Source organism: Dyella flava, assembly GCF_016904955.1.
Taxonomy (GTDB): Bacteria; Pseudomonadota; Gammaproteobacteria; order Xanthomonadales; family Rhodanobacteraceae; genus Dyella_B; species Dyella_B flava.
This window is the reverse complement of the sequence record NZ_JADIKE010000035.1, coordinates 343,698-367,251: the sequence shown is the minus strand read 5'-3', so window position 1 is coordinate 367,251 and position 23,554 is coordinate 343,698. Positions and strand designations below refer to the sequence as shown.

Sequence of the window (23,554 nt, the reverse complement as noted above, 5' to 3'; positions counted from 1 at the left end):
CCCGACTCAACTACGGAACACCTACGGAATCTCACTACATGAAGAAAACGTCCCTCGCCGTTGCCCTGCCGGCCCTGGCTCTCACTGGCCTGCTGCTTTCGGGCTGCGGTATGTTCCGTACCGAAAAGGCGTGGCAGAACGCCAAGCAGGAGTCGCCGCTGGAAATCCCTCCGGGTCTGGATACGCCTTCAGCTACCGCGGCCCTGGTCATCCCGCAGGCGGGCAGCAACCTGCCATCGCCTAACGGCGCTACGGCGCGCGTGGGCAGCAACCCGGGCACGATTACCGATGGCTTCATCCTGGCCAATGGCGTGGATGAAACCTATCGCCGCGTGGGCGAGGCGCTGGCCAATGGCGATCTCGGCACCTTGCAGGGGCACGACGACGCCGCGCACACCTATAACCTCAGCGTGATGGCTTCCGACGAGCCGGTGGAAAAGCCGGGCTTCTTCGGTCGCATGTTCGGCAAGGGCAGCAGCAGCTCCAGCGGCCCGAGCGTGGCGCCGCGTCCGGTGGTGGTCTCCATCAACAGCAGCGGCCAGGGCTCCAGCGAAGTGCGTGCACAGGGTGAGGCTGCTGCGGTCGCCAAGGTTGTCGACAGCCTGAAGTCGCGCCTGGGTGGCAAGGGCTGATTCAGGCGGGAGGTTGGAATTGGCGCGCCGGGAATCGTGGGCGCGTCCCGGCGTCAAGCCTCGATTCCCGCCTCCATCCAGGCCTCTGGGCCATTCAAAATAAAAAACGCCGCCCATGGGCGGCGTTTCTTTTGGAGCGAAAGCAGGTCAGCTGCGCCAGGACGGAAAGCTGTTTTCCTGATCCCGCTTCCCTTCTCGATTCCGCGCGCGTCAGCGCTCGAGCAGCTTGAACTTGTCCGGCTTGCCGTCCCATTCCTTGGCGTCGGGCAGGGCTTCCTTGCGGGTGACGATCACCGGCCACGCCTTGGCTAGTTCCTTGTTCAGGGGCGTGAAATGCTCCTGGCCGGCTGGTACGTCGTCTTCCGGGAAAATGGCATTGGCGGGGCACTCGGGTTCGCACAGGGTGCAGTCGATGCACTCGTCCGGATTGATTGCCAGGAAGTTGGGGCCTTCGTGGAATGCGTCGACAGGGCAAACTTCGACGCAGTCGGTATATTTGCATTTGATGCAGTTGTCGGTGACGACGAAGGTCATGCTGCCGTGCGCCTGCTGGGGATCGGAAAGCCGATCATAATAGGAGGGTGGCGCTCCCAACGAGGTTCGAACTCGTGTTCCCGCCTTGAGAGGGCGGTGTCCTGGGCCACTAGACGATGGGAGCGTATTGTTGCGAGGCGCGGTAGTATATCTGAATTGTCTCGTCCGGCAATGTCCGCATACGGTGCTCCCGCGTGGACTGAAACGCCCACAGGACAATGCTTACGGCCGGTTTTGACGAGAGCCTGGGCATGCCTCGCGTGTTCGACCGAGCCACCGGAAGTTGGATACCCGCAAGGACTTCGATCGCTTGAATCCCAAAGCCAGGAACCAGCCAGCGCTGCATATCATCCCGCGCGAGCAGCACACGATTTCCCGCAAGAACATCAGCAAGGCGGCCTTGCGTGTGCTCTATCGCCTGAATGAGGCCGGCTACAACGCCTACTTGGTCGGCGGCGCCGTGCGCGACCTGCTGCTGGGCGGCCATCCCAAGGATTTCGATGTCGCCACCAACGCGACGCCGGATGAAGTCAAAAAACTGTTCCGCAACTGTCGCCTGATCGGCCGCCGTTTCCGGCTTGCCCACGTGGTCTACGGCAACGAGATCATCGAGGTGGCCACTTTTCGCGGCACCAGCGACGAACAGCGCGAGGGCGACCGCCACATCGTGGACGGCCGCATCGTGCGCGACAACGTGTGGGGCACGATCGAGGAGGATGCGTTGCGCCGCGACTTCCGCGTCAACGCGATGTACTACGACGTCAGCGATTTCTCGGTACGCGATTATGTCGGCGGCATGGAGGATCTGCAGGATCGCGTGCTGCGCCTGATCGGTGATCCGGCTACCCGCTATCGCGAAGACCCGGTACGCATGCTGCGCGCTGCGCGTCTTGCTGCGAAACTCGATTTCCATATCGATCCCGAGGCGTCCGCACCGTTTGCCGAACTCGGACCGCTGTTGAGCAGTGTCGCTGCGGCGCGATTGTTCGATGAATCGCTCAAGATGTTCCTCACCGGGCATGGTCTGAAGAGTTTCCACATGCTTGAGGAATGTGGCCTGCTCAAGTTCCTGTTTCCGGCGACGGCGCGTGCACTCAAACGTGGCGACAGGGCGCTGCGTTCGTTGATTGAGCAAGGTCTGGAAAATACCGACGCCCGCATTTCCGAAGGCAAATCGGTCACTCCGGCGTTTCTGTTTGCTGTGCTGTTGTGGGGTGAAGTGCGAGATCTTGCGCACACCTGGTCCACCCTCGGCAAGGATGCTACCGATGCGTGGTCACGCGCCGCGGCGCATGTGGTGGCTGAGCAGTGCCAGCGTGTCGCGATCCCGCGCCGCTTCACCATCACGATGGAAGAAATCTGGTCGTTGCAGCCACGGTTCGAGCAGATCCAGCGCAAGAAGGTCTTCCGCTTGCTGGCGCACCCGCGCTTTCGTGCCGCTTTCGATTTCCTTTTGCTTCGATCTGCGGAATCGCCGGCCATCAGCGAGCTTTGGCAATGGTGGCGACATGCCCAGCAATTGCCGCACGACACCCTGGCGGCGGCATTGCCACTGCATCATCCGGGCGGTGATCTGGATACAACCCGGGAGCGCGAGCGCGAACGCGCGCCGCGTAAGCGCAAGCGCCGCCGCAAGCCTACGGCAGGCAAGTCCGGAGCAAGTTGATGCGCGCATACGTTGCGCTGGGCAGCAATCTCGGCGATTCGCGGCAGCAACTGTTTCGAGCCATCGCGGCCTTGGCATCGCTGCCGCACACCCGCATGCTGGCGCACTCCCACATCTATCGCACGCCGCCGTGGGGTGTGCATGATCAGCCTGATTTCCTCAATGCTGTTGTCGCCCTGGAAACGCCGCTGGCGCCGCATGACTTGCTCGACGCCCTGCTGGAGATCGAGCGCACGGCCGGCCGCGAACGCAACGGAGAGCGTTGGGGGCCCCGGATACTGGATCTCGATCTGCTGCACGTGGCTGGCGAGACGGTCAACGACGAACGCCTGACCTTGCCCCACCCGCATCTTTCCGAGCGTGCGTTCGTGTTGCTGCCGTTGAATGAATTGGCGCCCGAGCTGGAGATTCCGGGACAAGGGCGCGTGGCCGATTTGCTACGAGCCGTTGACACACAAGGTTGCGAGTTGCTTGCTTGAGCCTTTGCCATCCGAGGCCGGATAATTGTGTTCCGTGGTATTGAAGGAAACGGCCGTGTACGTGGAAAACAGCAACGCTCCAGCCCGTAAGCCGGTTACCGTGCCGGGCTTGCACGCGATGAAGGCTGAAGGGCGGAAGATCGTGATGCTCACGGCGTACGATGCCAGTTTTGCCGCGCAAGCCGAGCACGCCGGCGTCGACATTGCCCTGGTGGGTGATTCGCTGGGCATGGTCGTGCAGGGGCAGTCCAGTACCTTGCCGGTAACCTTGGAGCAGATGGTCTACCACACCACCATGGTCGCGCGTGGTCTGTCTGCCACCCTGCTGGCCGCTGACATGCCGTTCATGGCTGATCGCGATGTTTCCCATGCGCTGGAAGCCGGCGCCCGCCTGGTCGGCGAAGCCGGCGCGGCGATGATCAAGATTGAAGGCGCGGGGCCGCACATTCTCGAAGCGATCCATGCGCTGACCGAGCGCGTGATACCGGTTTGCGCTCACCTTGGCCTTACCCCGCAGTCCGTGCACAAGTTCGGTGGCTACAAGGTGCAGGGACGGGTGCAGGACGCGGCAGACCGGGTACTCGCCGAAGCGTTGGCCGTGCAGCAGGCGGGCGCCAGCCTGCTGGTGCTGGAAGGCGTGCCTACGTCGCTGGGCGAGCGTGTCACCAAGGCGCTAGATATCCCGGTCATCGGCATCGGCGCCGGGCCGCATTGCGATGGGCAGGTGCTGGTGGTTTACGACATGCTGGGCCTCACGCCCGGCAAGCGCCCCAAGTTCAGCAAAGACTTCCTCGCCGGCCGGTCCTCGGTCGGCGAGGCGATCGCAGCCTATGTCGCCGACGTACGCAGCGGGGCATTTCCGGCGGCCGAACATAGTTACAACTAACGCGAAACTATAGTTACAACAAACGCGATTCAGGCAGAGCCAAATCATGCAAACGGTGCAAGACGCAGCAGGACTGCGCGCCACAATTCGTGGCTGGCGCTCGCAGGGGCACACGGTTGGCTTCGTGCCGACCATGGGCAACCTGCATGCGGGTCATCATTCGCTGGTCAAGCTGGCGCGGGCACGTACGGATCGCGTGGTGGCGAGCGTGTTCGTCAACCCTACCCAGTTCGGTCCCAGCGAGGATTTCGAGCGTTACCCGCGCACGCTGGCTCAGGATCAGGCTGGCCTGGCCGAATTCGGTTGCGATCTTTTGTTTGCGCCGGATGTCACCACGATCTATCCATTCGGTGCGGCCAACAGCGTCAGCCTGCACGTGCCGGAAATCACCGACACCCTGGAGGGCGCCCATCGCCCGGGTCACTTCGATGGCGTGGCCACGGTGGTCTGCAAGCTGTTCAATCTGGTGCAGCCGGATATCGCGATATTCGGACAGAAAGATTTCCAGCAGTTGAAGGTGATCGAGCGCATGGTGCGCGACCTTGCCCTGCCGGTGAAGGTGATGGGGGCACCTACGCAGCGTGCTGAAGATGGCCTGGCGCTCAGCTCCCGTAACCAGTACCTGTCGCCGGATGAGCGGGCGGAAGCGGTACAGATCTATCAGACCCTGCAGCAGATGCGCGACCTGATCGCCAAGGGCCATGCCCGCAAGGTGGTCGAGCAAGCCGCCGCTTCCAAACTCGAACGGTCCGGTTTTGCACCCGATTACGCCGCGATCCGCCGTGCCGAAGACCTTTCCGAGCCTGCCGATAGCGAACGCGAAGGCCTCGTCGCCCTGATTGCCGCCCGCCTGGGCACCACCCGCCTGATCGACAACTTGTTGTTCGACTGAGGCATCCCCATGTACCCGCCCGGGTGCCAATGTTGCGACGCAACGGCGGCAGTTTGATAATACCGGGCTATGCAGGCAGTTCCTGCTGGAATTGAAGTCATGCAACTCAACATGCTGAAGGCGAAAATCCACCGTGCCACCGTGACTCACGCGGAACTGCACTATGAGGGTTCCATCGCCATCGACGGCTTGCTGCTCGATGCGTCGGGTATCCGCGAGTACGAACAGATCCACGCGTGGAACATCAATAACGGCAAGCGCTTCGTCACTTACGCGCTGCGTGCCGAAGAAGGCTCGGGCATCATTTCGGTGAACGGCAGCGCCGCACACCGTGCTCAGCCCGGCGATCTGGTCATCATTGCCGCGTTTGTCCACCTCAACGAAGCCGAGCTGGAGAAGTTCCAGCCGACGCTCGTCTACGTGGGCGAAGGTAACCGCATCAGCCACACCAATCGCTCGATTCCGAAGCAGATGGCCGCGGCTTAAGAGCGGGAGAGAGTGGAGAGGAGTAAGAAGTGAGAGAAAGGCGCTACGCAAACGCAGCTCTTCTCTCACTTCTTACTCCTCTCCCCTCTCTCTTTGCTTCACGAGCGCCCAGGCGACGTGCTCGCGCACTATCGCTGACGGATGTTCGGCCTGCGCCAGCAGGGCCGCGCGAATTTCCGCTGACGGCGGCGCATTGCCCAGCGCTACCGCAATATTGCGCAACCAGCCTTCGTAGCCGGTGCGGCGAATAGCCATGCCTTCGGTGCGCCGCAGGAATTCTTCTTCGCTCCAGGCAAACAGCTCCACCAGCTTGGCGCCGTCGAGGCGATGCCTGGGGGCGAAATCCGGTTCGGTCGCGTCCTGCGCGAATTTGTTCCACGGGCAGATCAGCTGGCAATCATCGCAACCGAAAATCCGGTTGCCCATCGGCGCGCGAAGTTCTTCCGGGATCGAACCTTTCAGTTCGATGGTGAGGTAAGAAATGCAGCGGCGCGCATCCAGGCGATAGGGCGCCACGATGGCCTGGGTTGGGCAGATGTCGATGCATTTGCGGCAGGTGCCGCAATGCGCGCTGGCGGGGCGGTCGATCGGCAACGGCAAGTTGGTATAGAGCTCGCCCAGAAAGAAATACGAGCCGGCCTGGCGATTGATCAACACCGTGTGCTTGCCGATCCAGCCGAGCCCGGCATTACGTGCCAGTGCTTTTTCCAGCACCGGCGCCGAATCGACATAGGCGCGATAGCCGAACTCGCCGATCACGCCGCGGATGCGTTCGGCCAGTTTCTGCAGGCGGTTGCGCATCAGCTTGTGGTAATCGCGGCCTAGCGCATAGCGGGCCACATAGCCGGCTTCGGCATCGTTGATGACATCCCAGGCGTGTTGGGTGCCGGGCGGCAGGTAATCCATGCGTACCGAGATCACGCGTTGCGTGCCAGGCTCCAGCTCATCCGGTCGGCTGCGCCGGGTGCCATGACGCGCCATATAGTCCATCTCGCCGTGGTAACCGTCTTCCAGCCAGCGTTCCAGGTGCTGCTCGTCCTGCCCGAGGGATACACCGCTGATGCCCGCCTCGGCGAAGCCGAGCTCATGCGCCCAGCGTTTGATATCGCTGGCGAGCGCGGCGTAATCGGGCGTGGCGTAAGTGGACATGCGCCCATTCTAATCGCTGCCTATAATCCGCCGATGCCAGCCGCCCAGCATCACCGCGATCTTTATACCGTCGAACAGGTACGCGCACTCGATCGGCGTGCCATCGACGATCTTGGCATCACCGGTTTCGAGTTGATGAACCGCGCCGCCACCGCTGCGTTCGCCGGTCTGTGCCGGCATTGGCCGGAGGCGCGCCGTATCGTCGTGTTCTGTGGCCCTGGCAACAACGGCGGTGACGGCTATCTGCTGGCCAGTCTCGCGCATGGTGCGGGCATGGCGGTTGAAGTGATCGAGCTGAGCGACGCATCCCGTGGCGATGCCGCCGGCGCGCGCGATACCTGGCTGCGCAATGCCGGCATTACCCATCACTGGCAGCAACACACTTCGTTGCCGCTCGCCGACGTGTATGTGGACGCGCTTTACGGTACCGGCTTGAATCGTGTGCCGGAGCCATCGGCGGCGGACCTGATCGAGCGCATCAATGCGTCGGCGGTGCCCTTGCTGGCGCTGGATGTTCCTTCGGGGCTGAATGCGGATACCGGCGATTGTCCGGGTGTTGCGATTCGTGCTGACTTAACCGTCAGCTTCATCGCAGCCAAGCGCGGCCTGTATACCGGGCAGGCGGCTACCCGGGTCGGCATGTTGCAACTGGATACGCTTGGCCTGCCCGATATCCTGTGGCAAGGCATGCCCGCAGACGCACGCATGCTGGACGCCACGCATCTTCCGCCGCGCGCACGTGACGCGCACAAAGGCGATTGCGGACATGTGCTGGCCATCGGTGGTGACCATGGCACGGCAGGCGCCATTCGCTTGTGCGGTGAAGCGACCCTGCGCAGCGGCGCCGGGCTGGTCAGCATTGCCACGCGCACCGAAAACATTTTCGCGTTGAACAGTGCACGCCCGGAGTTGATGGCGCACGGCGTACATGGCCCACAGGAATTGCAGTTGCTGCTGGATCGCGCCGACGTGCTGGCGGTAGGACCTGGCTTGGGGCAGGGCGCGTGGGGGCATGCCTTGTGGCTGACAGCTCTCGATAGCGGCAAGCCGCTGGTGCTGGATGCGGATGGACTCAACCTGCTCGCGCGCGAGCCCCGTCGATTCAGCGCGCCTGCGGTGCTGACGCCGCATCCGGGTGAGGCCGGGCGCTTGCTCGGCAAAACCGTCGCCGAGGTGCAGGTGGACCGATTCGCGTCGGCGCGCGCCTTGGCGCAACGTTACAACGCCGTGGTGGTGCTGAAAGGGGCGGGTAGCTTGATTGCGCATCCGGATGGACGTCTGGACGTCTGTATCTGGGGCAATCCGGGCATGGCCAGCGGTGGCATGGGCGATCTGCTCACCGGCGTGGTGGCGGCCTTGCTGGCGCAGGGCTGCTCCGCCTGGGATGCCGCGCGCATGGGTGTCGGCCTGCATGCGCGTGCTGGCGATATGGCGGCACGACACGGTGAACGGGGCTTGCTGGCCAGTGATCTGCTGGATCCGCTGCGCACGCTTGGCAATGGACTTGAGCATGACTGAGCAGCATTGGGAGCTTGCCGACGAAGCAGCGACCCGCGCACTGGGCATCCGGTTTGCCGAAGTATTGGACAGCGGGCTGGTGGTGTATCTCCACGGTGAACTGGGGGCCGGCAAAACCAGTTTTGCGCGCGCATTGCTGACGGCGCTGGGCGTGGGTGAGCGCATCAAGAGCCCTACCTACAGCCTCGTCGAGGGCTATCAGGCCAAGGGGCGGCCCGCCTGGCATCTGGATCTTTATCGCATTGCCGATCCGGGCGAGCTCGAATGGCTCGGCCTTGATGCGCTGTCCGATCCGGCGGCCGTGGTACTGGTGGAATGGCCAGAACGCGGGCGGGGCGCTTTGCCCGCTCCCGATCTGGAGCTTGATCTGAGCTATAGCGGCTTGGGGCGCCAGGCGTGGTTGCGGCCACTGAGCGTGCGCGGGGAGCACCTGTTGCGGCGACTGCAATAAACGGGCATCTGCGCTAAGTATCCGCCCCGCCTGAGAAAACTGAACAGGGCAGGCTATCCACGCTTGCCTGAGAAATGCGTCGCTTAGGGCCAATAGCTTGAGCTCATCTGACAAATAGGTTGCAGGTTATGGATATTTAAAGGAAAACCTATTGCATTCAGGAAAGCGGTGCGCTTCAATGCCGCGCTATGAGGGGACTTCTGACTCGCGCGATTTGCCTGACCGTCACCGCCATCCTGACTGCGGCGTCTGCGGCTGACCTGCATGCTGCCGATGTGAAAGACACCCGCGTCTGGGCCGGCCCGGACTACACCCGCGTCGTTTTCGATCTGTCCGGGCCGGTTAAATACAAGCTCAGCCAGCAGGGCGACCAGGTCGTGCTGGAGCTGAGTGACAGCCGTGCCGCCGGTAGCCTTGCTTCATCGGCCCAGGGCTTGTTCAAGGGCGTGGATAGCAGCAGCCAGGGCGGCTCCCTGCGCCTGACTGCCACCATGGCACCCAACAGCCAGGCCAAAAGTTTTCTGCTTGGCCCATCCGGTCAGTCCGGCTACCGCCTGGTGCTGGATTTGTATCCGGGCGATGGCGCCTCCTCTCTCACCCCGGCCAGGGCCGTAGCAGCCGTTACTGCATCCGATGCGCCATCTGCTACCAAAGCGTCATCAGCCATCAGCCGGCCGGCTCCCGCGTCCTCCAGCGCAGACGCCGATGACGATGCGGATGCCAACCCAGCTCCGGTAGTCGTCAACGCCGACAGCAAGCTGACCAGCCGCAAGGGCGTCACCACGCGCCAGGCTGCCGTGCTGCTGAACAGCATGCGCCAAGTGGTCGTGGCGGTTGACGCCGGCCATGGCGGCAAGGATCAGGGGGCACATGGTCCGGACGGCACCCTGGAGAAGAACGTGACCTTGGCCGTGGCGCGCGACCTGGCTGCCCAGATCAACCGTCAGCCCGGCATGAAGGCGATCCTGACGCGTAATGGCGACTACTTTATTCCGCTGAAGGAACGCTACGAGATCGCCCGCCAGAACCAGGCCGACCTGTTCGTAGCCATCCACGCCGATTCCTACACCAGCAGCGACGCCCGCGGTTCGTCCGTGTGGGTGTTGTCACCGCGCGGCAAGAGCTCGGTGGCGGCGCAGATGCTGGCCGATCGTGAAAACAGTTCCGACCTGATCGGCGGCGTGTCGCTGGCGGCCGAGAACGACAGCCTCGCCTCCGTGTTGCTGGACATGCAGCAGGGCTGGGCGGTGCAGGCCAGTGAAACGGTGGCGCAGGACGTGTTGAGCGCCTTGGCGGCCCTGGGGCCTACCCACCGCGGTTACGTCGAGCATGCCAACTTCGTGGTGTTGCGTTCGCCGGATGTGCCGTCGATCCTGGTCGAAACGGCGTTCATCAGTAACCCGGATGAAGAGCGCAAGTTGCGTGATCCCGCGCACCAGCAAGAGCTGGCTACGGCCATGATGGACGGCTTGAAAAGCTATTTCACGAGCAATCCGCCTCCGGGAACCTGGTTTGCGATGGAGGCCGCGCGCCGCAAAGGCTTGGTATCCGGCAATGACAGCGAACTGGCGAGTACCAGCAAGCCAGCGGATGCGCACGACACACACCGCGTCGCCGATGGTGAAACCCTGCGCAGTATCGCCAAGCAGTACGGCGTGAGCGTGAATTCGCTCAAGAGTGTCAACGGCATCAACAGCAACAGCGTGCGCGTTGGCACCGTGCTGGAAATTCCGGATAGTTGATAAGGCATGGCGCTGCTAAGCTTGCGCCATGTCCCGGATCAAACCGCTTCCCCCTGACCTTATCAACCAGATCGCCGCTGGCGAGGTGATCGAACGACCTTCGTCGGTCGTCAAGGAACTGGTTGAGAACAGTCTCGACGCTGGCGCTGCGCGCATCGAAGTCGATATCGAGCTTGGCGGTGCGCGGCTGATCCGCGTACGCGATGATGGCGACGGTATCGCCGCGGACGATCTGTCCTTGGCGGTGGCCTCGCATGCCACCAGCAAGATCGGCAGTTTCGACGACCTGGAACACGTGGCCAGCATGGGTTTTCGTGGTGAAGCGCTGGCGTCGATGTCGTCGGTAGCGCGATTTGCGATCACCTCACGCCTGCGTGGCGAGGACCAGGCCTTTCGCATCGAAGTGGACAGCGGCCGCATGCAGGACGCGCGCCCCGCCCAACATCCGCAGGGCACCAGCGTGGAAGTGCGCGACCTGTTCTACAACGTGCCGGCGCGACGCAAATTTCTCCGTGCGGAACGCACCGAGTTCGCGCATATCGACGATCTGCTCAAGTCACTGGCGTTGGCGCGCAGCGGCGTTGAATTTCGCCTGAGCCATAACGGTAAATCCGTGCGTGTGTGGAAGGCGGCACGCGATGATCAGGCCATGTTGCTGCGCGTGGCCGAAGTGCTGGGCGACACGTTTCCGCAGCAAAGTCTGCGCATTGATTACGCGTCGGCGGGGATGCGGCTGTCGGGCTGGGTGGGTTTGCCTACGGCTTCACGTGCGCAGGCAGATGCCCAGTATTTTTACGTCAACGGTCGCCTGGTGCGCGATCGCGTGGTAGCTCACGCTGTGCGCCAGGCCTATGCCGATGTGCTGTTCCACGGTCGCCATCCCGCTTTCGTGTTGTATCTCGAGCTGGATCCGGTAGGTGTGGACGTCAACGTACATCCGGCCAAGAGCGAAGTGCGCTTTCGCGAGCAGCGGCTGGTGCATGATTTTCTGTTCCGCACGCTGCATGAAGCCCTGGCAGAAACCCGTGCCGGACAAAACCTGCCGGCCGACACGGATTCGTGGGCGTCAACGCCGGTGGCGGCAGCACCCGTGGCGCAGTTCTCCAGCCGTCCGGGCGCGGGTTGGCAAGGCAATACTTTCACGCAAAGCCGCCTGCAGCTGGGTGTGAGAGAGGAGCCACTCGCTGACTACGCGGCGTTGTTGGGCGAGGTTCCCGCAGCGCAAGTGCAGTCCATGCAACAACCGATGCCGCCGGCCAACGATGGCGAAGCGCCACCGTTGGGTTATGCCATCGCGCAACTCAAGACGATTTACATCCTGGCTGAGAATGCGCATGGCCTGGTGTTGGTCGACATGCATGCCGCACACGAGCGCATCACTTACGAAAAGCTCAAGTCCGGCCGGGCCTGCAGCAACCTTCGTTCGCAGATCCTGCTGGTGCCGCTGTCGGTTGCCGTGAGTGCAAAGGAAGCCGCGGCCGCCGAGGAGCACGGTGATGCCCTGGCCGAGTGGGGGCTGGAGCTTTCGCGCAGCGGCCCTTCGGCGATCGTGGTGCGTCGCATTCCAGCCTTGCTGGAAGGGGCCGATGTGGCCGAGCTCACCCGCAGCGTATTGGGCGAGCTGGCGCAACATGGCAGTTCACGCCAGTTGCAGGAACTGGAAAACGAACTGCTCTCCACCATGGCATGCCATGGCTCAGTGCGCGCCGGGCGCCGTTTGAGCGTGCCGGAAATGAACGCCTTGCTGCGCGAGATGGAGGCGACAGAGCGCTCCGGACAGTGCAATCACGGCCGTCCCACCTGGGTGCAGATGGGCATGACCGAACTCGACAAACTTTTCCTGCGCGGCCGGTAAGTTGTGGTGGGCGATGGTGAACTGCCACATCTTTGCCGGGATTCGGCTTTGCCTTTTCGTCAAGCATGCGGGACATGATCGAAGCGGATAAGCTTGTTCTGCGTGGTTGTTAGCCAACGCCTGTACCCTCCGCAAATAGACGGCCATACTGGCCTTTGTGGTCTTGTACCGAGCGGAGCAAACCCCATGTGGCGACCTGTCCTGGCCGGACTCATCCTAAGTACTGGAGTAGCTCTCGTGCATGCCGAAACCCCCAACCCCGTGGCAACGCCCGATGCCTACCAGCAAAGCATCGAACAATGGCGTTCTCAGCGCGTTGCGCGATTGACTGCTCCGGATGGCTGGCTCAGCCTGATCGGGCTCGAATGGCTGCAGGATGGCATCAACAAAGTCGGCAGCGCGCCGGACAATGACATCGTGTTGCAGGCCGGTCCCGCACACCTGGGTGTGGTCACCCTGGACAAGGCGGGGCAGGTACATATCGCACTGGCCGATGGCAGCGGAGCGACGGTGGACGGCAAGCCGGTGCATGAAGCAACCCTGATTGACGACATGCACGTCAGCGGCAGTGCGTCGCCGACCACGGTGGCCTTCGGTACGGCGAGTTTCTACGTGATCGATCGCGAGGGCCGCAGGGCGTTGCGTGTGAAGGACTCAACTGCCACCACGCGGCAGCATTTTCTCGGCATCGATTATTTCCCGATCGATCCATCCTGGCGCATCGTTGCCGACTGGGTGCCGTTCAATCCGCCGCACGATCTGCAGATGGGATCGGTGATCGGCACCATCGATACGGTAAAGGTGCCCGGCAAGGCCGTGTTTACGCGCGACGGGCATACCTATGAATTGCTGCCGTATCAGGAAGAGCCGGGTGGGGAGCTGTTCTTCGTGCTCGCCGACCGCACCTCGGGCCATGAAACCTACGGCGCGTCGCGCTTCCTTTACGCTGCTTTGCCGGTCAACGGCAAGGTCGTGCTGGACTTCAACCAAGCCTACAACCCGCCTTGCGCTTTCACCTCCTTCGCGACCTGTCCGTTGGCGCCGCCGGAAAACAGGCTGGATCTGCGCATTACTGCCGGTGAAAAGAAATATCGCGGCGGGCATTGAGGCTGGCGGTGGGGGACGAATAGCGGGGGCGTAAGTCTGGAGGTCCGTGGGGTGCTCGTGGCCTTGCGCGCACTGTTCGTCCCGCGCCGTTTTTATTTCCCCTTGAATACCGGTTTGCGCTTCTCCAGGAACGCGGTCGTACCTTCCCGCATATCTTCCGTCGCAAACGCCAGCGCGAAAGCTTGGGTTTCGAACTCCAGTCCTTGGTCGATCGAGGTTTCACCGCCTTGCAACACGGTGTCGAGAATGCCTGCGGCGGCCAACGGTGCGGCTGCCGCGAGCTGATCGGCCAGGGCATTGACCGTTTCATCCAGCAACTCTGGCGCTACGACACGATTCACGACGCCCAGTTCGTAAGCGCGTTGTGCGGTGATAGTGCCGCCGGTCAGGCATAGCTCGAGCGCGGCGCCGCGGCCTGCCAGGCGCAATAGCCGCTGGGTGCCGCCGAAGCCCGGGATCAGGCCGAGATTGATTTCCGGCTGGCCGAATTTTGCTTTGTCGCTGGCGATGCGCAGATGGCAAGCCATGGCCAGCTCCATGCCACCGCCAAGTGCGAATCCCTGGATGCGCGCCACCACCGGCTTGCCAAGCCGTTCGATGGTGCTCATCAACCGCTGCCCGGTACGGGAAAAGCTCTGCGCCTGCACCGGGGCGTAACCGTTCATTTCGCTGATATCGGCGCCGGCGACGAAGGCCTTTTCTCCCGCCCCGGTCAGCACCACCGCGCGCACGGCGTCGTCCTGCGCGGCCTGGGTAAAGGCCAGGGTGAGCTCGTTCAAAGTCTCGCGATTCAACGCGTTGAGCTTGTCCGGCCGGTTGACAGTGATTATGTGTACGGCGTCGCGATTGCCGATTTCGAGGGTGCGGTAAGCCACGGGGGACTCCGTAATTGAACATGAAGCACCCATGTTAGCAGCGGGAACCTTTGCCTCCCTCCGGCGTTCTCAGACAAACTCTGGCGACGGTGCCGGTAATCGGCATAGCTGCATTAAATGGCTGAACGCCTTAGGATGAGTGTTTTGGCCGTATGCTAAGTGCCGGCTCAGTGTCTTTAATCTGGCCGCGCCACTTCTGTTTGCTCGCAGGGCAAGGAAGAACGAGTGAGGTGTATGTGTCGATACATAAACGAGTGATGACGCCGGCATGTTGGCAAACCGACCCGATCCTTCGGGTTGCGTCCAAGCGGCCGCCACGCGGCGGCTCAACGATGATTCGGGCGACATGGAGACGTTGAGCCGGCTCTGCACCATGGAGAAAGTAATGGCACACACGCGTTGGCTGGTTTCGGGTTTCTTGCTGCTTGCCGCATGCGCGGTACAGGCGCAGCAAGCGCCAGCTGTGTCCAATCAGCAAGAGCCGCCACCAGCCAAGCTCGACAAGCACAAGCTTTCCTACGCGATCGGCTACCGGATCGGCACACAGTTCTCCGAGGGTGATTTCCCGGTGGACATGGCGGTGCTGCAAAAGGCCATCGAGGACGCCTACGCCAAGCGCCCGCCTGCGGTGTCGAAGGAAGACATGTACCAGCAACTGGTTGCCCTCGGCGAGCGCATGCATGAGCAGGCCATGGCCGAGTACAACCGCATTGCTGCCGAGAACGCGCACAAGAGCGCCGAGTTCCTGTCGCACAACGCCAGCTTGCCGGGTGTGGTGCAACTGCCGTCCGGCATTCAGTATTCCGTGATCAAGAAGGGTGACGGCACGGTCAACCCGGGTATCGATAGCCTGGTGACAGTGAATTACCGCGGCATGCTGATCGACGGCACCGAATTCGACAGCACCTGGGCGCATGGCGCGCCGGTCAGCTTCACCGTGGACCGGGTGATTCGCGGTTGGCAGTACGTGATTCCACGCATGCACGTGGGCGACCGCTGGAAGGTGGTGATCCCGCCCGCGCTGGCCTATGGCGAACATGGCGCGCTGCCGCGCATCGGCCCCAACCAGGCGTTGGTCTTTGATATCGAACTGCTCGATATCAAGCCGCCGAATCCGCAAGCCGCAGGACCCTGAAGGCGAGGAGTGAGGGGAGAGGAGTGAGAAGTGAGAGAAAAGCACAGGTTTACGCCAGCTGCGGCTCTTCTCTTACTTCTCACTCCTCTCCCCTCTCTCCTAAAATACCCGGATGTCCGAAAGCGCGCCCCAAACCGCCATCCTCAGCCCCTGCACCGGCGTCTGCCGCCTCGACCCTCATGGCTATTGCGAAGGCTGCTATCGCACCGGCGATGAAATTGCCCGCTGGCGCAGCATGAGCGAGACCGAACGTACCCATTACATGGACGTGGTACTGCCCGCCCGCGAGTCCGCTTGATGGACGCCTTGCTGCGTGCCTTGCGGCCGCTGTCGCAGCCACCTTCCGCACCAGCCTGGAACCATCTCCAGATGAAAGAGCTGCTCGGCGATACGCCGCGCAGGGATGCTGCCGTGCTGATCGGTCTGCGTGGCGATGCGCAACCCCGGATGGTGTTCACGGTGCGCACCGACCACCTCAGCTCGCATGCCGGGCAGGTGGCCTTTCCCGGCGGCCGCGTGGATCCTGCGGATGGCAGCGCACTGACTACCGCGCTGCGCGAAAGCGAAGAAGAGATCGGCCTGGATCGCGCCCTGGTCACGCCACTGGGGTATCTCGATTGCTTCGAAACCATCAGCGGGTTTTGCATCACGCCGGTGGTCGCGCGTATCGCCGAAGAGGCGCGCTTTCATCCCGCGCCCGATGAAGTGGCCGAAGTGTTCGAAGTGCCGCTGGCGTTCTTTCTTGAACCCGCCAACCTGAAGCGTTATGTCATGGATTTCCGCGGTCATCGCCGCGAGATGGTGGAATTCGAGCACGACGGCCATCGCATCTGGGGCGCCACGGCCGCCATGCTGCAAAACCTGTTGCAGAGGATGGAGCGAGCATGAAAAGCACACTGATTTCCGTGGCTGAACTGGCGGCGTTGCCGGCATCCGATGTGCTTGTCGTCGATTGCCGCCACGACCTGGCCGATGCGGGCAAGGGTGAGCGCGACTACCGGGCGGAACATATCCCGGGCGCGGTCTTCGCGAGCCTGGATCATGATCTGTCGGACCTCACGCGCACACCGCTGGGACTTGGGCGCCATCCGTTGCCGTTGGAACAAAGCTTTTCTGCCACGCTGGGACGCTGGGGCTGGCGGCCTGGCCTGCAGGTGGTTTGCTACGACGCCGGCAATGGCGCGCTGGCCGCGGCGCGGCTTTGGTGGTTGCTACGCTTGTGCGGCGTGCAAGAAGTGGCGGTGCTGGATGGCGGCTATACGGCGTGGAAAGCGGCAGGTCGGCCGGTCACGTCGCAGGTAACGCAGCGTGAGCCGACGCAAGTTTCACTGCACTACGACGCCAGCCAGATGCTGCTCGATCACGCGGCCGTTGCAAAGCTCAAGCAGGATCTGTTGCTCGATGCGCGCGCTGCCCCGCGTTATCTAGGGGAAGTCGAGCCGCTGGATCGGGCTGCGGGGCACGTGCCGGGTGCGGCGAACCGTCCGTTCTCGGACAACCTGCAGGCGGACGGCCGTTTCAAGTCCGCCGAGGCCTTGCGTCAGGAATTTCTCGCCGTGATCGGCCAGCACAAGCCCGAGCAGGTCGTGCATATGTGCGGCTCAGGCGTGACGGCTTGCCACAACATGCTGGCGATGGAACACGCGGGGTTGGCGGGGTCGCGTCTTTATGCGCCGTCGTGGAGCGGTTGGGTGAGCGATCCCTCGCGACCCATCGCAGTCGGCGCAAACCGGGAATAGCACAAGCGGGGCGGGCCCGCTGTTCACTATTCCCGATGCTCGAATTACGCCTTTTTCTTGAGCCGCGCCACCAGTTGCTGCAGGGTTGCCTGCGTTTCCGGGTGGAAAAAAGCGTCGACAAAGGTATCGATCGGCAAGCTGTCGATATCGGCGTAGGTGCTGATCAGATCCGCGCGTGCGATCTGGCGTGTGGCCAGCATGGCATGCGAAGGCAGCGCCAGCGTTTCGTTCAACCAGACGAAGGCGCGTGTGGTGACCTGATCCACGCTGGCGAGTTCGTCAACGAAGCCGCAAGCCAGCGCCTGTTCCGCGTCGATCAGCGCGCCGGAGACCAGCAGGCGTTCGGCGCGATACGCGCCTACCACGCGGCGCAGGGCCATCTGGATGCAATCGGGAGCGATCAGCCCGACCTGGACCTCGTTGAGGCCGATGCGATAGGGGCCTTGCGCCATCACACGATAGTCGCAGAACAGTGAAAGCACGGCGCCACCCGCCGGGCTGTGACCGGTGATCGCCGCAACCACCGGTGCGGGTGACTGGGCCAGTGCGGCACACGTCGCAAAGAATTCGCGCCAGAATTCACGCACGCCAGCGCGATCACAGGTCAGCAGGGCCGGCACATCGACACCGGCGGAGAACATCCCTTGTGCGCCCGATAGCACGATGCCGCGCGCGCCATCGCGCACCGCGTCAGCGAGGGCTTTTTGGATCGCACGCAGCAGATCCAGATTGAGCGCGTTGACCGGCGGGCGCGCCAGCTGAATTTCAGTGACGGCATCGTGCTTGACGAGATTAAGCATTATCGGGCTCCAGAAGCGTTATGGCGTTCAGTGTAAAGCGGATGGTTCGGGTATTCGCCATGTTTCCAGCACGTCATCCCTGTTGGCGATGTGCGGCCATACGCCTCTTCCCAAGCGGGACAGCGTGCGGATCGGGTTGCATCAAGGCTGCGGATTGTCATCCGCCGTCCAGGTGTAGCGAACGGCGTAGTCCAGCACGGTCTTGCCGTTGGCCGGTACATCAAGCTTGAATTCCAGCGTATCGGTCGTCTGCTTGCTGGGCTTCACCGTTGATGAAGCCAGGTTCCATTGGCGCCAGCGGTTGGGATGTTCCCGCACCGTCACCGTGCGCGGGCTGCCGCTGGCGTTGGTCAAGGTAATGCGGAAAGCTTCATCCATCGTGCGCCCGGCTTTGTCGACGTGGAAGCTGGTGCGTTCGCGGTTGCCGCGCAGGTCGAACGCAGTGCCCAGCGTAATCGTCGCATCGCTGCCTTTGGGCGTGTCGTTGATCCGTCCCTCGCCGATGAATTGCGGTACGCCGTTGCGGTCTGCCGTCAGCACACGCAAATAGCCCGCCGGCAGGCTGTCGAAAGCAGTCAGACTCAAAGTGCTGGTGATGCTGGTGTTGCCGTCAGAGTTGAGTTCGCTATTAAGCATGGGCTGCGGCGGCAACCAGCTGCCGCCATTTTCATAAAGTGCGGTGCGTACACAACTCAGGGTGCGTGCCGCGTAAAGCGGCACCTGGCTGATGCTGCCATCGGGCAGGTCGACCGGTGCCGGCAGGGTGTAGCTGCGATAGTCGGCCAGCGACGATTGCTCGGGGAGTGCCTCGGCGCCCACCGGCGCGGCCATGGCTTTCATCATCATCATCGGGCGCGGTCCGCTGGGTTTGGCGAAATTCGGTTCGCCCGCGATCAGTGTGAGTTTGGCGTCGTGCCAATCACGGCCGCTGCGATTGGCAATGCTGGCGCGTGATTCGAATTGCATGCTGCAACTGTTGCCGGGTTGCAGCGTAGCCACATATGCCGCTCGCCACCCCATGCCGGTAGCAGGGTAGCTCAGTACGGCCGTTGTATCGCCGGAGCGTGAAGCATCGAGGCGCAAGCGCAAGCTGGAACCGGTGGGAAAGTTGCTGCTTGACGTATTCACGGCCGCGTACTGGCGAACCAGTGTGGTGCCACCATTCGCACTGCCGACAATCAGGCCTTCATCGCCAGCGCGCAGCAGGGTGCCGTTGGCCAAGGGCTGCCCGTTGTCACCGAGTACGCTGATGTTGCTGCCGGTCAAGCCGGTGAGGGCTGCGTTGGCGCCCTGGCCGAGCAACAGGCGTTGCGAGATGACCTTGGCCTCGCCGCCCGGGAAGCCAAGTGCCATCGCTTCGGCGTCGAGGTTGTTGGGCAAATCTCCCAGCACGATGTCATGCACGCCGGCCTGCAAGCGCACATTGCGCTGTTCGCGCACCACGGCGTAACCGTCATCGACGGTGTTGTCTCCGCTGCTTGCATAAAGGCTGGAACTGTCACTGCGATAGAGCGTGATCGACGCATTGTCGGCAGCCTGTGCCAGTGATGCGCTGCAGAACACGGCGCAGGCGATGGCGAGGGCGGTTCGGTGCTGAATCGTCATGGGGCACTCCTTTGGCAGGTAACGTGCCCGATCATAGCGAGCGGCATGTGACGGCGTACGTGGCCCTCCAGCCGCTCGTTCCTGCGCGCTTCAGGACCTGCCTTATGGCGCGGCTTGGCGTACGTTGACCATCCACGGCACGCCGAACTTGTCCACCAGCATGCCGAAGCCTTCGGTCCAGAAAGTCTTCTGGAAGGGCATGCTGATCTTGCCCTCTTGTGCCAGAGCGTTGAAATACTTTTCGCCCGAAGCGACATCGTCCGCGGTGACCGAGAGGCTGAAACCCGAATGAGAAGTCGACTCGTCATCGCCGGTGCCATCCGACATCAGTACATGCGTGCTGCCGATGAGCAGCGCGGCGTGCATGATCTTGTCGGCGATATGCGGTGACGTCGCGTATGCCGGATCGCTTGGCGCGTCCTTGAAGCGCATCTTGAACAACTCAGTGGCGCCGAGTGCTTTCCCGTAGAACGCAATCGCTTCTTCGCAGCGGCCATCAAAGTAGAGATAGGGCTGAATTTCCATATGAGCGAGTCCTTCTGTGTGCAAATGCTTGGAGCGTTAGCTTCGGCCTCACGTGGGTGAGGTCGAGTCCTTGACCGGCTGTGGCAGCGACACCGATTTGCCGGTGGTGGGATCCATCCACACCATCACGACATGTCCGTCGCAATAGAGTTTGTTCTTGTCGTCGGCATCTACGATACGATGTCCAATCGTCATGGAGCTGTTGCCCATGCGCGTGCAATACAGCTCCACTTGCAACTGTGCCGGCCATTCGATCGGCAGGCGGTAGTTGACCTGGCTGGCCGCCATCACCGGCATGGCGTGCTCGCTCATCCACGGTCCTTTCAGCTGTTGCAGCCATTGCAGCCGCGACTCTTCCAGAAAGGTGAGATAGCTGGAGTTGTTGACGTGATTGAAGGCGTCGAGGTCGCGCCAGCGCACGCTGATCGAAGCGATATGCAACAGGACGGCCGCTACGTTGGAGTCATTGGAAACAGTGGTCATGAGGCTACTTTGCGTTTTTGCTTGGCTTTGCCGTTGTTGCTTTCGGCTTTAGGACGTGCCGCCTTGGCCGGCTTCAGATGCGAGGCAAGGAAGCGGCCGGTGTGAGAGCCCGGTATCGCTGCGACCGTTTCCGGCGTGCCGGTCGTCAGGATGCGGCCACCACCGGCGCCGCCTTCCGGCCCCAGATCGACGATCCAGTCGGCGGTCTTGATCACGTCAAGGTTGTGCTCGATCACCACCACTGTGTTGCCCTGGTCGACCAGCTGATGGAGCACATCGAGCAGTTGCTCGATATCGTGGAAATGCAAACCGGTGGTGGGCTCGTCGAGGATATACAGCGTGCGTCCGGTGTCGCGCTTGGACAATTCCTTGGACAGCTTCACGCGCTGAGCTTCACCGCCTGACAGCGTAGTCGCGCTCTGGCCGAGCTTGATGTAATCCAGACCCACAGCGCGCAAGGTATCGAGCTTGCGCGCGATCACCGGCACGTTCTCGAACAGCTTGGCGGCATCTTCCACCGTCATGCCAAGCACATCGGCAATCGTGTGGCCCTTGTAGAGGATTTCCAGTGTTTCGCGGTTGTAGCGCTTGCCGTGGCAGACATCGCAAGGCACATACACGTCCGGCAGGAAGTGCATTTCCACCTTGATCATACCGTCGCCTTCGCAGGCCTCGCAGCGGCCGCCGCGCACGTTGAAGCTGAAGCGGCCCGCGGTATAGCCACGCGAACGCGCTTCCGGCACCTGCGCGAACAATTCGCGCAGCGGCGTGAACAGGCCGGTGTAGGTCGCCGGGTTCGAGCGCGGGGTGCGCCCGATCGGGGATTGATCGATATCCACCACCTTGTCGAACAGATCCAGACCTTCCACCGATTTGTACGGGGCAGGCTGGGTGCTTGATCCGTTCAATTCGGCGCCAGCGAGCGCAAACAAGGTGTCGTTGATCAGGGTCGATTTGCCCGAACCCGATACACCCGTGACGCAGGTGAACAAGCCGGCCGGAATCGCCAGATCGACATGCTTGAGGTTGTTGCCGCTCGCGCCCTTCAGATACAGCCACGAATCCTTGTCGAGCTGTTCGCGGCGCTCAGTGGGTACCTTGATCTCGCGCTTGCCGGAAAGGTATTGGCCGGTGAGCGAGCGGGGTGAAGCAAGAATGTCCTTGAGCGTACCCTGGGCAACGATTTCGCCACCGTGTACACCGGCGCCCGGGCCGATATCCAGGACGTGGTCTGCTGCGCGAATCGCGTCTTCATCATGCTCGACCACGATCACCGTATTACCCAGGTCGCGCAATCGCGTAAGCGTGCCCAGCAGACGTTCGTTGTCGCGCTGGTGCAGGCCGATCGAGGGTTCGTCCAGGACATACATCACGCCAACCAGACCGGCGCCGATCTGCGAGGCTAGGCGAATGCGTTGCGCTTCGCCACCCGACAGCGTATCGGCCTGGCGATCCAGCGTGAGGTAATTCAGACCTACGTCATTGAGGAAGCTCAAGCGTTCGCGGATCTCCTTCACGATCTTCACCGCGATCTCGCCACGCCAGCCGGAGAGCTTCAGTGTCTCGAAGAACTCCAGCGCATCGTCGATCGATCGTGCCGTCAGCAGCGGCAGTGGCTGGTCGGCCACAAACACGTTGCGCGCCGAGCGGTTAAGACGCTGTCCGCCGCACTCGGGGCAGGGGTGATCGCTGATGTATTTGGCGAGTTCTTCACGAACCGCCGGTGATTCGGTTTCCTTGTAGCGGCGCTCCAGGTTCGGCAGGATGCCTTCGAAGGCGTGCTCGCGCGTGACCTTGCCGCCGCGCTCCGTGAGATAGCGGAACGCAATCTTCTCGTTGCCGCTGCCATTCAATACCGCCTGCTGCACCTTGCTGGGCAGCTTCTGCCACGGCGTTTCGACATCGAAGCCGTAGTGATTGGCCAGCGAGAGGATCAACTGGAAGTAATGCGCATTGCGCCGATCCCAGCCGCGCACCGCGCCGCCGGCGAGCGAGAGTTCCGGATGACCGACCACCCGCTCGGCCGAGAAAACCTGGGTGACCCCCAGGCCGTCGCAGGTTGGGCAGGCTCCGACCGGCGAATTGAACGAGAACAGGCGCGGTTCCAGTTCCGGCAGCGAGTAGTCGCAGACCGGGCAGGAGTAGCGCGAAGAAAACAGCTGCTCCTTGGCTTTGGGGTCATCCATGTCCACCACGATCACCAGGCCATCGCCCAGGCGCAGCGCGGTCTCGAACGATTCGGCCAGGCGCTGCTTGATGTCGTCGCGCGGACGGAAGCGATCGATCACCGCCTCGATGGTGTGCTTCTGGCGCAGCGTGAGTGGCGGTACGGCGTCCAGGTCATGCACCGTACCGTCGACGCGTGCGCGCACGAAACCTTGCGCGCGCAGCTGCTCGAACACCTGTACATGTTCGCCCTTGCGCTCGCGGATCACCGGCGCCAGCAGCATGAAGCGCTTTTCCGGATCCAGCGCCAGGGTGGTGTCGACCATCTGGCTGACCGTCTGCGCTTCCAGCGGAATGCCGTGGTCCGGGCAGCGTGGCGTGCCCACGCGGGCATACAGCAGACGCAGGTAATCGTAGACCTCGGTGATCGTGCCCACGGTCGAGCGCGGGTTGTGCGAGGTGGACTTCTGCTCGATCGAGATCGCCGGCGACAGGCCTTCGATATGGTCGACGTCCGGCTTTTCCATCATGGAAAGGAATTGCCGCGCATAGGCCGACAGCGATTCCACGTAACGACGCTGCCCTTCGGCATAGATGGTGTCGAAAGCCAGCGAAGACTTGCCTGAACCCGACAGGCCGGTGATCACGATCAGCCGGTCGCGGGGCAGGTCCAGGTCGATGTTCTTGAGATTGTGCGTGCGTGCGCCGCGAATACGTATGGTGTCCATGACGCGTCGGATATTGGGGAATCATTCACTATAGCAAGTCGGTCTATCCCGACCGTTCGGCGCCGGTAAAGACCTGCTGACAACGTTATGTCAGCAGGCGC

Annotated in this window: 21 protein-coding genes, 1 tRNA gene and 1 pseudogene; 14 read left to right on the top strand and 9 right to left on the bottom strand. The window is 62.4% G+C overall.

Annotation, left to right across the window (positions count from 1 at the left end):
• Nucleotides 1-38: 38 nt before the first annotated feature.
• Nucleotides 39-632: a hypothetical protein gene (locus tag ISP19_RS11435; RefSeq protein ID WP_204682138.1), complete on the top strand. Its 594-nt coding sequence runs from the start codon at nt 39-41 to the stop codon at nt 630-632.
• 210 nt (nt 633-842) lie between these two features.
• Here ISP19_RS11435 and fdxA read toward each other — a convergent pair whose 3' ends face one another.
• Together fdxA and ISP19_RS11425 are read right to left on the bottom strand one after the other, a co-directional pair.
• Nucleotides 843-1,166 carry a ferredoxin FdxA gene (gene fdxA, locus ISP19_RS11430; protein WP_204682136.1) on the bottom strand — a complete coding sequence of 108 codons (324 nt, stop codon included), beginning with the start codon at nt 1,164-1,166 and terminating at the stop codon, nt 843-845.
• Between the two features lie 48 nt (nt 1,167-1,214).
• Nucleotides 1,215-1,290: transfer RNA gene (locus ISP19_RS11425), tRNA-Glu, on the bottom strand.
• A gap of 159 nt (nt 1,291-1,449) precedes the next feature.
• Between ISP19_RS11425 and pcnB the strand changes: the two genes are divergently transcribed.
• The 5 genes from pcnB (at nt 1,450) to panD (ending at nt 5,575) form a co-directional block, all read left to right on the top strand.
• Nucleotides 1,450-2,832, top strand: a complete 1,383-nt coding sequence (gene pcnB, locus ISP19_RS11420; RefSeq protein WP_379946465.1) for a polynucleotide adenylyltransferase PcnB — start codon at nt 1,450-1,452, stop codon at nt 2,830-2,832.
• The gene (folK, locus tag ISP19_RS11415) at nt 2,832-3,311 is read left to right on the top strand and encodes a 2-amino-4-hydroxy-6-hydroxymethyldihydropteridine diphosphokinase (RefSeq protein ID WP_379946467.1); all 480 of its coding nucleotides are present in this window, start codon (nt 2,832-2,834) and stop codon (nt 3,309-3,311) included. The genes pcnB and folK overlap by 1 nt, the downstream gene beginning before the upstream one ends.
• Before the next feature lie 55 nt (nt 3,312-3,366).
• Nucleotides 3,367-4,197, top strand: coding sequence for a 3-methyl-2-oxobutanoate hydroxymethyltransferase (panB, locus tag ISP19_RS11410; RefSeq protein WP_204682132.1), 831 nt, complete (start codon nt 3,367-3,369; stop codon nt 4,195-4,197).
• 46 nt (nt 4,198-4,243) lie between these two features.
• Entirely contained in the window at nt 4,244-5,089 is an 846-nt protein-coding gene (gene panC / locus ISP19_RS11405) for a pantoate--beta-alanine ligase (RefSeq protein WP_204682130.1), read from the top strand.
• Between the two features lie 99 nt (nt 5,090-5,188).
• Complete coding sequence (panD, locus tag ISP19_RS11400; protein WP_204682128.1) at nt 5,189-5,575, top strand: aspartate 1-decarboxylase; 387 nt, start codon at nt 5,189-5,191, stop codon at nt 5,573-5,575.
• 72 nt (nt 5,576-5,647) lie between these two features.
• Here panD and queG read toward each other — a convergent pair whose 3' ends face one another.
• Entirely contained in the window at nt 5,648-6,724 is a 1,077-nt protein-coding gene (queG, locus tag ISP19_RS11395) for a tRNA epoxyqueuosine(34) reductase QueG (RefSeq protein WP_204682120.1), read from the bottom strand.
• A gap of 33 nt (nt 6,725-6,757) precedes the next feature.
• Between queG and ISP19_RS11390 the strand changes: the two genes are divergently transcribed.
• From ISP19_RS11390 to ISP19_RS11370, 5 genes are all read left to right on the top strand, one after another.
• Nucleotides 6,758-8,242 carry an NAD(P)H-hydrate dehydratase gene (locus tag ISP19_RS11390; RefSeq protein WP_204682118.1) on the top strand — a complete coding sequence of 495 codons (1,485 nt, stop codon included), beginning with the start codon at nt 6,758-6,760 and terminating at the stop codon, nt 8,240-8,242.
• A complete protein-coding gene (tsaE, locus tag ISP19_RS11385) occupies nt 8,235-8,693 on the top strand; it encodes a tRNA (adenosine(37)-N6)-threonylcarbamoyltransferase complex ATPase subunit type 1 TsaE (protein ID WP_204682116.1) in 459 nt (152 codons plus the stop codon). The genes ISP19_RS11390 and tsaE overlap by 8 nt, the downstream gene beginning before the upstream one ends.
• A 188-nt stretch (nt 8,694-8,881) precedes the next feature.
• Nucleotides 8,882-10,435, top strand: a complete 1,554-nt coding sequence (locus ISP19_RS11380) for an N-acetylmuramoyl-L-alanine amidase (RefSeq protein ID WP_204682107.1) — start codon at nt 8,882-8,884, stop codon at nt 10,433-10,435.
• Nucleotides 10,436-10,463: 28 nt separating this feature from the next.
• Nucleotides 10,464-12,290, top strand: coding sequence for a DNA mismatch repair endonuclease MutL (gene mutL / locus ISP19_RS11375; protein WP_204682105.1), 1,827 nt, complete (start codon nt 10,464-10,466; stop codon nt 12,288-12,290).
• A gap of 186 nt (nt 12,291-12,476) precedes the next feature.
• Nucleotides 12,477-13,397, top strand: coding sequence for a DUF1684 domain-containing protein (locus tag ISP19_RS11370; RefSeq protein ID WP_204682103.1), 921 nt, complete (start codon nt 12,477-12,479; stop codon nt 13,395-13,397).
• Between the two features lie 92 nt (nt 13,398-13,489).
• On the opposite strand, the gene ISP19_RS11365 is transcribed toward ISP19_RS11370, so the two are convergent.
• Nucleotides 13,490-14,272, bottom strand: coding sequence for an enoyl-CoA hydratase/isomerase family protein (locus ISP19_RS11365; RefSeq protein WP_204682102.1), 783 nt, complete (start codon nt 14,270-14,272; stop codon nt 13,490-13,492).
• 385 nt (nt 14,273-14,657) lie between these two features.
• On the opposite strand from ISP19_RS11365, the gene bamJ reads away from it, so the two are divergent.
• The 3 genes and pseudogenes from bamJ (at nt 14,658) to ISP19_RS11350 (ending at nt 17,146) form a co-directional block, all read left to right on the top strand.
• Entirely contained in the window at nt 14,658-15,407 is a 750-nt protein-coding gene (gene bamJ / locus ISP19_RS11360; RefSeq protein ID WP_239556727.1) for a BamJ family beta-barrel-assembly machinery protein, read from the top strand.
• Nucleotides 15,408-15,519: 112 nt separating this feature from the next.
• Nucleotides 15,520-16,295, top strand: a pseudogene (locus tag ISP19_RS11355) (CoA pyrophosphatase).
• Nucleotides 16,292-17,146, top strand: coding sequence for a sulfurtransferase (locus tag ISP19_RS11350; RefSeq protein WP_204682100.1), 855 nt, complete (start codon nt 16,292-16,294; stop codon nt 17,144-17,146). The pseudogene ISP19_RS11355 and the gene ISP19_RS11350 overlap by 4 nt, the downstream one beginning before the upstream one ends.
• Nucleotides 17,147-17,190: 44 nt before the next feature.
• Here the strand turns inward: ISP19_RS11350 and ISP19_RS11345 are convergent, their stop codons facing one another.
• From ISP19_RS11345 to uvrA, 5 genes are all read right to left on the bottom strand, one after another.
• Nucleotides 17,191-17,946 carry an enoyl-CoA hydratase/isomerase family protein gene (locus tag ISP19_RS11345; protein ID WP_204682098.1) on the bottom strand — a complete coding sequence of 252 codons (756 nt, stop codon included), beginning with the start codon at nt 17,944-17,946 and terminating at the stop codon, nt 17,191-17,193.
• 141 nt (nt 17,947-18,087) lie between these two features.
• Nucleotides 18,088-19,551 (bottom strand): DUF4139 domain-containing protein, encoded by a 1,464-nt coding sequence (locus tag ISP19_RS11340; RefSeq protein WP_204682096.1) that lies wholly within the window; start codon nt 19,549-19,551, stop codon nt 18,088-18,090.
• Nucleotides 19,552-19,653: 102 nt separating this feature from the next.
• Nucleotides 19,654-20,076, bottom strand: coding sequence for a VOC family metalloprotein YjdN (gene yjdN, locus ISP19_RS11335; protein WP_204682094.1), 423 nt, complete (start codon nt 20,074-20,076; stop codon nt 19,654-19,656).
• A 48-nt stretch (nt 20,077-20,124) separates the two neighbouring features.
• Nucleotides 20,125-20,559, bottom strand: a complete 435-nt coding sequence (locus tag ISP19_RS11330) for an acyl-CoA thioesterase (protein WP_204682092.1) — start codon at nt 20,557-20,559, stop codon at nt 20,125-20,127.
• Nucleotides 20,556-23,453, bottom strand: coding sequence for an excinuclease ABC subunit UvrA (gene uvrA, locus ISP19_RS11325; RefSeq protein WP_204682090.1), 2,898 nt, complete (start codon nt 23,451-23,453; stop codon nt 20,556-20,558). The genes ISP19_RS11330 and uvrA overlap by 4 nt, the downstream gene beginning before the upstream one ends.
• Nucleotides 23,454-23,554: the final 101 nt, after the last annotated feature.

Coding starts and splice junctions, on each gene's coding strand:
- ISP19_RS11435 (WP_204682138.1), top strand. CDS start 39: ATGAAGAAAACGTCCCTCGCCGTTGCCCTGCCGGCCCTGGCTCTCACT.
- fdxA (WP_204682136.1), bottom strand. CDS start 1,166: ATGACCTTCGTCGTCACCGACAACTGCATCAAATGCAAATATACCGAC.
- folK (WP_379946467.1), top strand. CDS start 2,832: ATGCGCGCATACGTTGCGCTGGGCAGCAATCTCGGCGATTCGCGGCAG.
- panC (WP_204682130.1), top strand. CDS start 4,244: ATGCAAACGGTGCAAGACGCAGCAGGACTGCGCGCCACAATTCGTGGC.
- panD (WP_204682128.1), top strand. CDS start 5,189: ATGCAACTCAACATGCTGAAGGCGAAAATCCACCGTGCCACCGTGACT.
- queG (WP_204682120.1), bottom strand. CDS start 6,724: ATGTCCACTTACGCCACGCCCGATTACGCCGCGCTCGCCAGCGATATC.
- ISP19_RS11390 (WP_204682118.1), top strand. CDS start 6,758: ATGCCAGCCGCCCAGCATCACCGCGATCTTTATACCGTCGAACAGGTA.
- tsaE (WP_204682116.1), top strand. CDS start 8,235: ATGACTGAGCAGCATTGGGAGCTTGCCGACGAAGCAGCGACCCGCGCA.
- ISP19_RS11380 (WP_204682107.1), top strand. CDS start 8,882: ATGAGGGGACTTCTGACTCGCGCGATTTGCCTGACCGTCACCGCCATC.
- mutL (WP_204682105.1), top strand. CDS start 10,464: ATGTCCCGGATCAAACCGCTTCCCCCTGACCTTATCAACCAGATCGCC.
- ISP19_RS11370 (WP_204682103.1), top strand. CDS start 12,477: ATGTGGCGACCTGTCCTGGCCGGACTCATCCTAAGTACTGGAGTAGCT.
- bamJ (WP_239556727.1), top strand. CDS start 14,658: ATGGCACACACGCGTTGGCTGGTTTCGGGTTTCTTGCTGCTTGCCGCA.
- ISP19_RS11350 (WP_204682100.1), top strand. CDS start 16,292: ATGAAAAGCACACTGATTTCCGTGGCTGAACTGGCGGCGTTGCCGGCA.
- ISP19_RS11345 (WP_204682098.1), bottom strand. CDS start 17,946: ATGCTTAATCTCGTCAAGCACGATGCCGTCACTGAAATTCAGCTGGCG.
- ISP19_RS11340 (WP_204682096.1), bottom strand. CDS start 19,551: ATGACGATTCAGCACCGAACCGCCCTCGCCATCGCCTGCGCCGTGTTC.
- yjdN (WP_204682094.1), bottom strand. CDS start 20,076: ATGGAAATTCAGCCCTATCTCTACTTTGATGGCCGCTGCGAAGAAGCG.
- ISP19_RS11330 (WP_204682092.1), bottom strand. CDS start 20,559: ATGACCACTGTTTCCAATGACTCCAACGTAGCGGCCGTCCTGTTGCAT.
- uvrA (WP_204682090.1), bottom strand. CDS start 23,453: ATGGACACCATACGTATTCGCGGCGCACGCACGCACAATCTCAAGAAC.